The sequence below is a fragment of the Burkholderia sp. GW821-FHT14F03 genome (assembly GCF_058803765.1).
On record NZ_JBXAPG010000031.1, the window covers coordinates 42,103 to 52,995 of the forward strand.

Here is a 10,893-nt window from a genome sequence, read left to right on the forward strand (position 1 = left end):
GGAAGTCTGGATTACCTTTCAATCATCATGTCCCGACGCATCATTCCCGTGGCCGACGCGAGCGCCGTGCCGGTCCCCGGCCCCGCCCACGTCCCGACCGGCGTCCTGAACGACGCGCTGGCCCGGCCGCTGCGCGACCTGCGCATCTCGGTCACGGACCGCTGCAACTTCCGTTGCGTCTACTGCATGCCGCGCGCGGTGTTCGACAAGAACTATCCGTTCCTGCCCCACGCAGACCTGCTGTCGCACGAGGAAATCGAGCGGCTGGCCCGGCAGTTCGTCGCGCACGGCGTCGAGAAGATCCGCATCACCGGCGGCGAGCCGCTGCTGCGCAAGAACCTCGAATTCCTGATCGAGCGGCTCGCGCGCCTGACCACGATCGACGGCCGCCCGCTCGACCTCACGCTCACCACCAACGGCGCGCTGCTCGCGAAAAAGGCGCAAAGCCTGAAGGACGCCGGGTTGTCGCGCGTCACGATCAGCCTCGACGCGCTCGACGACGCGCTGTTCAAGCGCATGAACGACGCCGATTTCGCGAGCGCCGACGTGCTCGACGGCATCTTCGCCGCGCAGGCGGTCGGCCTCGGCCCGCTCAAGGTCAACATGGTGGTCAAGCGCGGCACCAACGACGGCGAGATCCTGCCGATGGCGCGCCGCTTCCGGAATACCGGCGTGATCCTGCGCTTCATCGAATACATGGACGTCGGCGCGTCGAACGGCTGGAACATGGCCGAAGTCCTGCCGTCCGACGAGGTGCTCGCGCGCATCGCCGCGCATTTCCCGCTGGTCCCGCTCGACGCGCACAGCCCCGCCGAGACCGCCCAGCGCTGGGGCTACGCGGACGGCGCGGGCGAACTCGGCGTGATCTCGAGCGTCACCCGCGCGTTTTGCGGCGACTGCACGCGCGCGCGCCTGTCGACCGAAGGCAAGCTGTACCTGTGCCTGTTCGCGTCATCGGGCCACGACCTGCGCGCGCTGCTGCGCGGCGGCGCGAGCGACGCCGAGATCGCCACCGCGATCGCGCAGATCTGGCATGCGCGCGCCGACCGCTACTCGCAGCTGCGCGGCAGCCCGACGGCGCCCGTGCGCGACGCCCGGCGCGTCGAGATGTCCTACATCGGCGGCTGATGCGCAGCGTCCCGTCTTCTCCCTCCTCCGCCCCCGCCGGCCTGCTGCTCGCAGGCGGACGCGGCACGCGGATGGGCGGCGTCGACAAAGGCTTGCAACTGCTGCACGGCGAGCCGCTCGCGCTGCACGTGCTGCGCCGTCTCGCGCCGCAGGCCGGCCCGCTCGTGATCAGCGCGAACCGCCATCTCGACCGCTACGCCGTGCTCGGCGCGCCGTTCGGCGCGACGGTCGCGACCGATGCCGACGACAGCTTCGCGGGCCCGCTCGCCGGCCTGCTCGCGGGCCTGCTCGCCGTCGACGCGCCCTTCGTGCTGTGCGCGCCGTGCGATTCGCCGTTCCTGCCCGCCGATCTCGGCGCGCGGCTCGCCGCGGCGCTCGACGCAGCGCACGCCGACATCGCGATGGCCGCGACCGTCGACGCGCACGGCGCGCGCTCGCCGCACCCGGTGTTCGCGCTCGTGCGCACCGCGCTCGCGGACGACCTGACGGCCGCGCTCGAAGCCGGCGAGCACCGGATGCGTGCGTGGTACGCACGCCACAAGACCGTCGAAGTCACTTTTACTGACGAGCGCGCGTTTTACAATGCCAACTCTTTGCAGGATCTGGCCGGACTGAACCGCGCCTGACGCGCACCGCCGGCTCCGCCCGCCGCGTGCCATCCCGGCCACCACGCGCCCGCCGCGCACACCGCCGGCCTCCCGGCCACGATCATCGTCCGCCTCGCGGCGCCTCCCACTCATGACCACGCATACCGCCACCGCCTCGCCCGCTTCGCCCGACACCGACGCTCCGCTCAGCGTCGATGCCGCCCGCGCGCTCGCGCTGCGCCACGCGACGCCGGTCACGGACCACGAGCGGGTCGCGGCGCGCGACGCGCTCGGCCGGGTGCTCGACGCCGACATCCTGTCGCCGCTCGACGTGCCGGCCTACGACAATGCGGCGATGGACGGTTACGCGTTCGCCGGCGCGCTGCTCGCGGGCGCCGCCGACTGCGCGCTGTCCGTCGCGGGCCGCGCGCTGGCCGGCCACCCGTTCACGGGCACGCTGCCCGCGCTCGCCTGCGTGCGGATCATGACGGGCGCGCCGATGCCCGCGGGCGCCGATACCGTGATCGCGCAGGAGCGCACCACGGTCGAAGGCGACACGGTGCGCTTCGCGGCCGCGAGCATCGCGCGCGGCGCCAACTGCCGCCGCGCGGGCGAAGACCTGGCGCGCGGCGCGCGCGTGCTCGGCACGGGCCGGCGCGTGCGCGCCGCCGATCTCGGCCTGCTCGCCTCGCTCGGCATCACGGACCTCGCGGTGCGCCGCCGCCTGCGCGTCGCGTTCTTCTCCACCGGAGACGAGTTGCGCGTCCCCGGCGAAGCGCTCGACGCGGGCGCGCTCTACGACAGCAATCGCGCGACGCTGCACGGCATGCTCGCGCCGCTCAACCTCGACCTGCTCGACCTCGGCATCGTCCGCGACGATCCGGCGGCGCTCGAACACACACTGCGCACCGCCACCGCCCAGGCGGACGTGGTGATCACCTCGGGCGGCGTCTCGGTCGGCGACGCGGATTTCACGCGCGCGCTGCTCGCGCGCCTCGGCGACGTCACCTTCGCGAACGTCGCGCTGCGCCCGGGCCGGCCGCTCGCCTGCGGCCGCCTGTGGGCGGACGACACGCGCGCCGAGCGGCCCGCGCTGTTCTTCGGCCTGCCGGGCAACCCGGTCGCGGTCGCGGTGACCTTCCAGGTGATCGTGCGCGACGCGCTGTTCGCCATGATGGGCGCCGAGCCGCAGCCGGCCGCGCTTTATCCGGCCGTCAGCACGCATGCGTTCGACAAGCGGCCGGGCCGCACCGAATATCTGCGCGGCCGCGCTTCGCGCGCGCCGGACGGCCGCTGGCTGGTCGAGCCCGCCGGCTCGCAAAGCTCGGCCTCGCTCGCCGGCCTCGCGGCCGCCAACTGCTTCATCGTGCTCGCGCACGACACCGCGCGGGTTGACGTAGGCGCCACGGTCGATATCCTGCCGTTCGGCGACGCAATCTAGATTCGTTTTCTGTACACACGGGGGCTACACGCACATGAAAAAGCAAATCACATCCATCGCCGCGGGACAAACCGCGAAGGCGCTGATTCTCGTCTACCTGACGTTCAGCGTGCCGATCGTCCTGCTCGGCATCCTGGTCGCCTTCGTGCGCTTCGGGTCGGTCGAGCTGAGCACGATCTTCAGCGCGCTGCTGCTCAACGCGATCCTCGGCTTCGTGCTGCTGTGGATCGCCTGCCACGCCTACAACTGGGTGGCCTCGCGCTTCGGCGGCATCGAGATCGTGCTGTCCGACGCGCCGGAAGAGGCATGACCGCGGCCGCCGCGATCCGCGCGGCGACGCCCGGCGACGTCGGCGCGCTCCTCGCGCTGATGCGCGAGCTGGCCGAATTCGAGCAGCTCGCGCACGTCTTCGCCGCCACCGAAGCCGACCTCGCCGAGGCGCTGTTCGGCGCGCACCCGGCCGCCGAGGCGCTCGTCGCCGCGCGCGACGGCGCGCTCGTCGGCTACGCCCTGTTCTTCCACAACTATTCGAGCTTCGTCGGCCGGCGCGGCCTCTATCTCGAAGACCTGTACGTGCAGCCGCCGGAACGCGGCTCCGGGCTCGGCACGCGCTTCCTGCGGCATCTTGCCGCACTCGCGGTCGAGCGCCGCTGCGGCCGCTTCGAATGGACCGTGCTCAACTGGAACCAGCCGGCCATCGATTTCTACGAAAAGCTCGGCGCGACCGTGATGCCCGACTGGCAGATCGTGCGCGTCGCCGGCGACGCGCTCGCGACGCTCGCGCAGCCCCGCTGAATGCAACAAGGGGCGCCGCGGCGCCCCTTGTCCCGTTTCCCGCCCGGCGCGCGTCACGCGTCGTCCGGCTCCGGCTCCGTCCCCGCGCCGCCCAACAGCCCGGCCGCCTCGTCGCCCGGCAAGGCCTCGACCTGCTTCAACCGGCGGCTCATCACGCGCGTGCGCTGCTCGGCCGACTCGATCGAGCGCGTGACCGTTTCGAGCTGGGCCTTGGTCTTCGCGAGCACGTCGCCGAACTTGCCGAATTCGGTCTTCACCGCGCCCAGCACCTGCCAGACCTCGCTCGAGCGCTGTTCGATCGCAAGCGTGCGGAACCCCATCTGCAGGCTGTTCAGCAGCGCGGTCAGCGTGGTCGGGCCGGCGATCGTGATCCGGCAGTCGCGCTGCAGCAGGTCGGTGAGCCCGGGCCGGCGCAGGATCTCCGCATACAGGCCCTCGGTGGGCAGGAACAGCAGCGCGAAATCGGTCGTGTACGGCGGCGCCACGTACTTCTCGGCGATCGTGCGCGCCTCCGCGCGGATCCGCGCCTCGAGCGCGCGCCCGGCCTCCTCGACCGCCGCCGCGTCGGCGCGTTCCTGCGCGTCGAGCAGGCGCTCGTAGTCCTCGCGCGGGAATTTCGCGTCGATCGGCAGCCACACCGGCCGCGCATCGCGGTCGCGCGCGTCGTGACGGCCCGGCAGGCGGATCGCGAACTCCACCCGCTCGCTGCTGCCCGGCACCGTCGCGACGTTCTTCGCATACTGGTCCGCCGTCAGCATCTGTTCGAGCAGCGCCTCGAGCTGCACCTCGCCCCAGGTGCCGCGCGTCTTCACATTGGTCAGCACCTTCTTCAGGTCGCCGACGCCCGCCGCCAGCGTCTGCATCTCGCCGAGACCGCGATGCACCTGTTCGAGCCGGTCCGACACCAGCTTGAACGATTCGCCGAGACGCTGTTCGAGCGTCGCGTGCAGCTTCTCGTCGACCGTGCGCCGCATCTCCTCGAGCTTCGTCGCGTTGTTCGCCTCGATCTCCTTGAGCCGCTGTTCGAGCGTCGCGCGGACCTCGCCGATGCGGCGGTCGTTCGCCTCGGTCAGCTGCGCCAGCTGCTGGTTCAGCACCGCCCCGAGATGGCGCAGCGCGGCGCCCTGTTCGTCGCGCGCCAGCTGCGACTGCTGCTGCAGCGCGCCGCGCATCGCGTCGAACTGCTGCGTGTTCGCCTCGACCAGCTTCGCCAGCTGCTGGCCGAAGCCATCGATCTGGTGATTCTGCACGGTCGCGACGCTCGTCAACTGCGCGGCCAGCATCTGCTGCAGCTGCGCGAAGTTGCCGCTCAACTCGGTGCGCGCGCCGCGCGCGCTGCCCGCGATCTCGCCGCGCAGCTCGCGTTCGAGACGTTCGACCGCATGCGCCTGTGCATCGATCGCGTCGTCCAGATGCTCGCCGAGCTGCGCGAGCGCGTCGTCGCGCCCTCCGCCGCGCACCAGCACGCCGAGCACGATCAGCGCGACAAGCAGCGCCGCCGCGAGCGCCACCACGGCGATCAGCAGCCAGGAGGTCATCGGCGCGCCTTTCCGAGCACGCCCGGGTTGATCGGGTTCGGCGGCTGCCCGGCGCGCGGCCCCTCGCCCAGCGCGGCGATCAGGTTGTCGGCCGCGAGATTCGCCATCGCGCGCCGCGTGGCCGCCGTCGCGCTCGCGATGTGCGGCGTGAGCACGACGTTCGGCACCTCGAGCAGCGCCGGATTCACGCTCGGCTCGCCCTCGTAGACGTCGAGCGCGGCCGCCGCGATGCGGCGCTCGCGCAGCGCGACGGCGAGCGCGGCGTCGTCGACGATGCCGCCGCGCGCGATATTGGTCAGCGTCGCGGTGGGCTTCATCAGCGCCAGCTCGGCCGCGCCGATCGTGTGATGGCTCGCGCCCGTGTACGGCAGCACCAGCACCACGTGGTCGGCGCACGCGAGCAGCGCCTCCTTCGTCGCATACTCGGCGTTCAGTTCGGCCTCGATTTCGGGCGCGACCCGCGAGCGGTTGTGATAGACGACCCGCATGCCGAAGCCGCGCGCGCGGCGCGCGAGCGCCTGCCCGATCCGGCCCATGCCGATCACGCCCAGCGTCGAGCCGTACACGTCCGCCCCCAGGAAACCGTCGTATGCCCACTTGCGCCAGTGGCCGGCGCGCAGCCAGTGCTCGGACTCGGCGATCCGGCGGGCGGCCGCCATCATCAGCGCCCAGCCGAAATCGGCGGTGGATTCGTTGAGCACGTCGGGCGTATTGGTGCCGAGCACGTGCGCGGCGTCGAACGCGGCCATGTCGAAGTTGTTGTAGCCGACCGCCATGTTCGCGACCACGCGCAGCCGCGGCGCCGCCGCGAGCACGGCCGCATCGATCGGATCGCCCGCCGTCAGCGCGCCGTCCTTGTCCGCGAGGCGCCGCGCGAGCGCGTCGGGCGCGAGCGCGTCGCCGTCGTGCCAGTCGACCTCGAAATACTGCTTGAGCCGTTCGATCACGTCCGGAAAGATCGGACGCGCCACCAATACTTTCTGCATTGCCCCCTCCGTATACGACGGACGGCACACGCCGCGCCTCGCGCCGTGTGCCGTTCCGTCACGACCATCGCACGCTTACGCGGCGAAGAAGATCCACGTCGCCAGCAGGAACACCGGCACCAGGATCAGGACCGCCCAGCCGAGATACGCGAAAAAGCTCGGCATCCGCACGCCGCGCGATTCCGCGATCGCCTTCACCATGAAGTTCGGCGCATTGCCGATGTAGCTGTTCGCGCCCATGAACACCGCGCCCGCCGAGATCGCCGCGAGCGTGCTCGCACCCGTCGTCATCAGCGATTGCGCGTCGCCGCCCGCGAGATTGAAGAACACCAGGTAGGTCGGCGCGTTATCGAGGAACGACGAGAGCAGGCCCGTGGCCCAGAAATACATCGCGTCGACCGGCTTGCCGTCCGGCCCGGTCACGAGGTGGACGATCTGCGCGAACGCGCCGTCCTGCCCCGCGCGCAGGATCACGATCACCGGCGCGATCGTCACGAAGATCCCCGCGAACAGCTTCGCGACCTCCTCGATCGGCGCCCAGTTGAACGCGTTGCCTTCGCGCGCCGAACGCGGCGTGATCGCGAGCGACACGAGCGCGACGACGATCAGCGCCACGTCGCGCACGAGATTCTGCAGCGCGATGTGCGTGCCGAACACGTCGAACGTGATGCCGGGCTTCCACAGCCCGCTCATCAGCACGAGCACGACCACCGCGCCGAGCAGCAGGAAGTTGACCTTGCCGTCGATCGAGATGCCGTGGCTGTCGGGCGTCGGGTCGAGGAACGGCTTGGCCTCTTCGCCGCCCTTGCGGTAGTAGTAGGTGTCGAGCGCGAAGAACAGCGCGAGCAGGATCCCGCAGATGAACAGCATCGGCAGCGCCAGATGCGTGGTGGTCCAGAAGAAGCTCACGCCGTTCAGGAAGCCGAGGAACAGCGGCGGATCGCCGAGCGGCGACAGCGAGCCGCCCGCGTTCGCGACGAGGAAGATGAAGAACACGACCACGTGCACGACGTGTTTGCGGTTGTCGTTCGCGCGCAGGAGCGGCCGGATCAGCAGCATCGCCGCGCCGGTGGTGCCCATGATGCTCGCGAGCACCGTGCCGAGCGCGAGGATCCCGGTATTGAGCTTGGGCGTGCCGTGCAGGTTGCCGTGCACGCAGATGCCGCCCGCGACCGTATATAGCGTGGTCAGCAGCACGATGAACGGGATGTATTCCTCGAGCAGCGCATGCACGAGCGTGCCGAACGCGGTGCCGACGCCGAACGCCGCGGCGAACGGCGCGAGGAACAGCAGCGCCCACAGCGCGGCGATCTTGCCGAAATGGTGATGCCAGAAGACCGGCGCGATCAGCGGGAATACCGCGATCGACAACAGGATCCCGGCGAACGGGATGCCCCACAACGCGGAAAGCGTGGCGCCGTCGAGAGTCGCGGCCGATGCAGGCGCGGGAAACGCACAGAGTGCCCCTCCCAGCGCCATGCCCGCCCAGGCGGCATGTCGTTTCATGTTCACTACCTCTTGAAGTACGGATGGATTGCGGGCGCAGCGGGCGCCATCGCCGTCACGCGCCGGTGACGACGATCGCGTGTACGCGATACGGCCCATGCGCGCCGAGCACGATGGTCTGCTCGATGTCGCCGGTACGCGACGGCCCCGACACGATGTTCACGGCACGCGGCAATTCGCCGCGTTCCGCGCGGATCAGCGCGAACGCTTCCTCGTGGCCGGCCACGATGCGCGACGCCGGCACGATCGCGATATGGGTCTCCGGCAGCAGCCCGGCCGACGCATAGGTCTCCGGACTAGACAGCAGAACCAGCGACCCGGTTTCCGCGATCGCGCAAAAACACCCGGTGATGCCGACCCGGTCGGCGTCCTCCGGCTGGCGAAACGCGACGGACAGCCCCGCGCCGCGCCAGTCGAGCCCCTCGAGCGTACGCCAGGCGATCGCCTCGACGGGCAGGCCGAGCCCGCTCAAATAGCGGGCGGCGGCCGCGGGCGCATCGGCCGGGGATGCGACCGTGTCGACGGTGGTTTCGAAGCGGCGGGCTTCCTCGACGAACTGGCCGGCCAGGTCGGCCGGCACGGGCGGACGCGGCCCCTCGGGATGACGCGCGAGATAATCGGCGACGCGCTCGCGCTCCGTCGCGTCGGCTTCGGCCGAACGGCCCGATGCCGCGCGAATGCGCGCCAGGATGTTGCGGCGGGCAGCCGAAGTGTCCATGAGCGGTCCTTGTGACGGTGGCGGTCGGTAGCCCTGCGATTATACCGGCCGCATCGCGCCGCGCCCGCCCCCGGGCGCCGCCTTACTTGCCGGCGCCGTCGTCGTCGGCCGGCGGCGCGATCCCGAACACCTGCCGCAGATAGGCGAGATACGCCTTGTCGTCGCACATGCTCTTGCCCGGCGAATCGGACAGCTTCGCGACCGGCTGGCCATTGCAGCGCACCATCTTGAGCACGATCTGCAGCGGCACGTAGCCGAGATCGTTGGTCAGGTTCGTGCCGACCCCGAACGCGAGCTTGCAGCGCCCGCGGAACCGCTCGTAGAGCTGCATCACCTTCGGGATGTCGAGCGCGTCGGAGAACACCAGCACCTTGGTGCGCGGGTCGCAGCGGTTGTCCTCGTAGTGCTTGATGAGGCGCTCGCCCCAGTCGAACGGATCGCCCGAGTCGTGGCGCGCGCCGTCGAACAGCTTGCAGAAGTACATGTCGAAGTCGCGCAGGAACGCCTGCATGCCGTAGACATCCGACAACGCGATGCCGAGATCGCCGCGATACTCCTTCGCCCACATCTCGAAGCCGAAGATCTGCGAATCGCGCAGCCGCGGGCCGAGCGCCTGGCAGGCCTGCAGGTACTCGTGCGCCATCGTGCCGAGCGGCGTGAGCCCGTGCTTCATCGCGTAGTAGACATTGCTCGTGCCGGCGAACTGCGGCCCGAGCCCGTCGCGCAGCGTGAGCGCGACCTCCTCGTGCCAGTCCTTCGAGAAGCGCCGGCGCGTACCGTAGTCGGCGATCTTGCAATCGGCGAAGCCGGGCTGGCCGCCGAGCAGCTGGATCTTCTCGCGCAGCCGCTCGCGGCCCTCGCGATAATCGGGTTCGCGCTGCGTATTGCGGAAGTACACCTCGTTGACGATCGCGAGCACCGGGATCTCGAACAGGATCGTATGCAGCCACGGCCCCTTGATCTCGATCTCGATCTCGCCGTCGCCCTTCGCCGACGGCAGCACCGAAATGTATTTCTCGCTCAGGTGGAACAGCGCGAGGAAATCGACGAAGTCGCTCTTGATGAAGCGCAGGCGGCGCAGATAGTCGAGTTCCGGGTCGGTGAAGCGCAGCTCGCAGAGCGACTTCACCTCCGCGCGGATCTCGTCGATATAGGGCACGAGGTCGACGCCGGGCGTGCGGCACTTGAAACGATATTCGACGTTCGCGGCCGGGAAATGATGCAGGACGCCCTGCATCATCGTGAACTTGTACAGATCGGTATCGAGCAGCGAAGTGATGATCATGATTCAGGACAACCAAAATCGAGACGGAGCCCGGAGATCCGCGCGCCCCTGCGCGCCGCCCGCTCCGTGGCGACCATGTTACCCGAATACGGGCCGGACCATCCGCGAGGGCGGACGCCGGGGCGTTTGCGCCGCCATAAACTAATCACGAAACGGTATAAGCCGGGAATCCGCGCGCTGCATGCGGGTTTTGCGCTTCAGTTACAATGCCGCTTTTGGCGCCACGCCCATACCCCATATACACATCGCCAAGCAGGAGCAATTTGAATGACTCACGTAGTGACCGAAGGCTGCATCAAGTGCAAATACACGGATTGCGTCGATGTATGCCCGGTGGATTGCTTCCGTGAAGGCCCCAACTTCCTCGCGATCGACCCGGACGAGTGTATCGATTGCGCGGTTTGCGTCGCCGAGTGCCCGACCAACGCGATCTACGCGGAAGAAGACGTGCCGGGCGACCAGCAGCAGTTCACTCCGCTGAACGCTGAACTGGCGAAGGCATGGCCGTCGATCACCAAGACCAAGCCCGCGCCGGCCGATGCCGACGAGTGGAAGGACGTCCAGGACAAGCTGCACCTGCTCGAGCGTTGAGCCCGCACGGCGGCGCGCGCTTTTTTGCTGCATTGCCGCCAAAACTGTTGACAGACTGACCAACGCACCATAGAATCTCGCTTCTCTGCTGTTTGTTCCCCGATAGCTCAGTCGGTAGAGCGCCGGACTGTTAATCCGTAGGTCCCTGGTTCGAGCCCAGGTCGGGGAGCCAAGAAATGCAAAGGCCCGTTGCTGACGGGCTTTTTCATGGCAGCGAACAGACACGCAGCACCCGTTTTATTCCCCGATAGCTCAGTCGGTAGAGCGCCGGACTGTTAATCCGTAGGTCCCTGGTTCGAGCCCAGGTCGGGGAGCCAA

General features: G+C 69.3%; 11 protein-coding genes and 2 tRNA genes. 8 read left to right on the forward strand and 5 right to left on the reverse strand.

The window, feature by feature from the left end; genetic code table 11:
* Positions 1–27: 27 nt before the first annotated feature.
* The 5 genes from moaA (at position 28) to AC1RQF_RS21195 (ending at position 3,951) form a co-directional block, all read left to right on the forward strand.
* Entirely contained in the window at positions 28–1,128 is a 1,101-nt protein-coding gene (gene moaA, locus AC1RQF_RS21175; RefSeq protein WP_492872886.1) for a GTP 3',8-cyclase MoaA, read from the forward strand.
* A complete protein-coding gene (mobA, locus tag AC1RQF_RS21180; protein ID WP_274001981.1) occupies positions 1,128–1,754 on the forward strand; it encodes a molybdenum cofactor guanylyltransferase MobA in 627 nt (208 codons plus the stop codon). The genes moaA and mobA overlap by 1 nt, the downstream gene beginning before the upstream one ends.
* Before the next feature lie 112 nt (positions 1,755–1,866).
* Complete coding sequence (gene moeA, locus AC1RQF_RS21185; RefSeq protein ID WP_492872887.1) at positions 1,867–3,156, forward strand: molybdopterin molybdotransferase MoeA; 1,290 nt, start codon at positions 1,867–1,869, stop codon at positions 3,154–3,156.
* A 34-nt stretch (positions 3,157–3,190) separates the two neighbouring features.
* Complete coding sequence (locus AC1RQF_RS21190) at positions 3,191–3,466, forward strand: hypothetical protein (protein WP_252983162.1); 276 nt, start codon at positions 3,191–3,193, stop codon at positions 3,464–3,466.
* Entirely contained in the window at positions 3,463–3,951 is a 489-nt protein-coding gene (locus AC1RQF_RS21195) for a GNAT family N-acetyltransferase (RefSeq protein ID WP_274001974.1), read from the forward strand. The genes AC1RQF_RS21190 and AC1RQF_RS21195 overlap by 4 nt, the downstream gene beginning before the upstream one ends.
* 53 nt (positions 3,952–4,004) lie before the next feature.
* Here the strand turns inward: AC1RQF_RS21195 and AC1RQF_RS21200 are convergent, their stop codons facing one another.
* From AC1RQF_RS21200 to pncB, 5 genes are all read right to left on the reverse strand, one after another.
* Positions 4,005–5,489 (reverse strand): DNA recombination protein RmuC, encoded by a 1,485-nt coding sequence (locus AC1RQF_RS21200; RefSeq protein ID WP_492872888.1) that lies wholly within the window; start codon positions 5,487–5,489, stop codon positions 4,005–4,007.
* Positions 5,486–6,475 carry a 2-hydroxyacid dehydrogenase gene (locus AC1RQF_RS21205; protein WP_492872889.1) on the reverse strand — a complete coding sequence of 330 codons (990 nt, stop codon included), beginning with the start codon at positions 6,473–6,475 and terminating at the stop codon, positions 5,486–5,488. The genes AC1RQF_RS21200 and AC1RQF_RS21205 overlap by 4 nt, the downstream gene beginning before the upstream one ends.
* Before the next feature lie 75 nt (positions 6,476–6,550).
* On the reverse strand, positions 6,551–7,981 hold the full coding sequence (locus AC1RQF_RS21210; protein ID WP_492872890.1) for a sodium:proton antiporter: 1,431 nt from the start codon (positions 7,979–7,981) through the stop codon (positions 6,551–6,553).
* Positions 7,982–8,036: 55 nt separating this feature from the next.
* A complete protein-coding gene (locus AC1RQF_RS21215; RefSeq protein ID WP_492872891.1) occupies positions 8,037–8,699 on the reverse strand; it encodes a LutC/YkgG family protein in 663 nt (220 codons plus the stop codon).
* Between the two features lie 82 nt (positions 8,700–8,781).
* A complete protein-coding gene (gene pncB, locus AC1RQF_RS21220; protein WP_492872892.1) occupies positions 8,782–9,984 on the reverse strand; it encodes a nicotinate phosphoribosyltransferase in 1,203 nt (400 codons plus the stop codon).
* 267 nt (positions 9,985–10,251) lie between these two features.
* On the opposite strand from pncB, the gene fdxA reads away from it, so the two are divergent.
* From fdxA to AC1RQF_RS21235, 3 genes are all read left to right on the forward strand, one after another.
* Positions 10,252–10,575, forward strand: a complete 324-nt coding sequence (fdxA, locus tag AC1RQF_RS21225; protein WP_252983169.1) for a ferredoxin FdxA — start codon at positions 10,252–10,254, stop codon at positions 10,573–10,575.
* A 96-nt stretch (positions 10,576–10,671) separates the two neighbouring features.
* A tRNA-Asn gene (locus AC1RQF_RS21230) sits at positions 10,672–10,747 on the forward strand.
* 69 nt (positions 10,748–10,816) lie between these two features.
* Positions 10,817–10,892, forward strand: a tRNA-Asn gene (locus tag AC1RQF_RS21235).
* Position 10,893 lies beyond the last annotated feature (1 nt).

Excerpts from the sequence above, each read along its gene's own strand:
- pncB (WP_492872892.1), bottom strand. The coding sequence starts at position 9,984 with ATGATCATCACTTCGCTGCTCGATACCGATCTGTACAAGTTCACGATG.
- AC1RQF_RS21205 (WP_492872889.1), bottom strand. The coding sequence starts at position 6,475 with ATGCAGAAAGTATTGGTGGCGCGTCCGATCTTTCCGGACGTGATCGAA.
- AC1RQF_RS21210 (WP_492872890.1), bottom strand. The coding sequence starts at position 7,981 with ATGAAACGACATGCCGCCTGGGCGGGCATGGCGCTGGGAGGGGCACTC.
- AC1RQF_RS21200 (WP_492872888.1), bottom strand. The coding sequence starts at position 5,489 with ATGACCTCCTGGCTGCTGATCGCCGTGGTGGCGCTCGCGGCGGCGCTG.
- fdxA (WP_252983169.1), top strand. The coding sequence starts at position 10,252 with ATGACTCACGTAGTGACCGAAGGCTGCATCAAGTGCAAATACACGGAT.
- moaA (WP_492872886.1), top strand. The coding sequence starts at position 28 with ATGTCCCGACGCATCATTCCCGTGGCCGACGCGAGCGCCGTGCCGGTC.
- AC1RQF_RS21190 (WP_252983162.1), top strand. The coding sequence starts at position 3,191 with ATGAAAAAGCAAATCACATCCATCGCCGCGGGACAAACCGCGAAGGCG.
- mobA (WP_274001981.1), top strand. The coding sequence starts at position 1,128 with ATGCGCAGCGTCCCGTCTTCTCCCTCCTCCGCCCCCGCCGGCCTGCTG.
- AC1RQF_RS21215 (WP_492872891.1), bottom strand. The coding sequence starts at position 8,699 with ATGGACACTTCGGCTGCCCGCCGCAACATCCTGGCGCGCATTCGCGCG.
- AC1RQF_RS21195 (WP_274001974.1), top strand. The coding sequence starts at position 3,463 with ATGACCGCGGCCGCCGCGATCCGCGCGGCGACGCCCGGCGACGTCGGC.
- moeA (WP_492872887.1), top strand. The coding sequence starts at position 1,867 with ATGACCACGCATACCGCCACCGCCTCGCCCGCTTCGCCCGACACCGAC.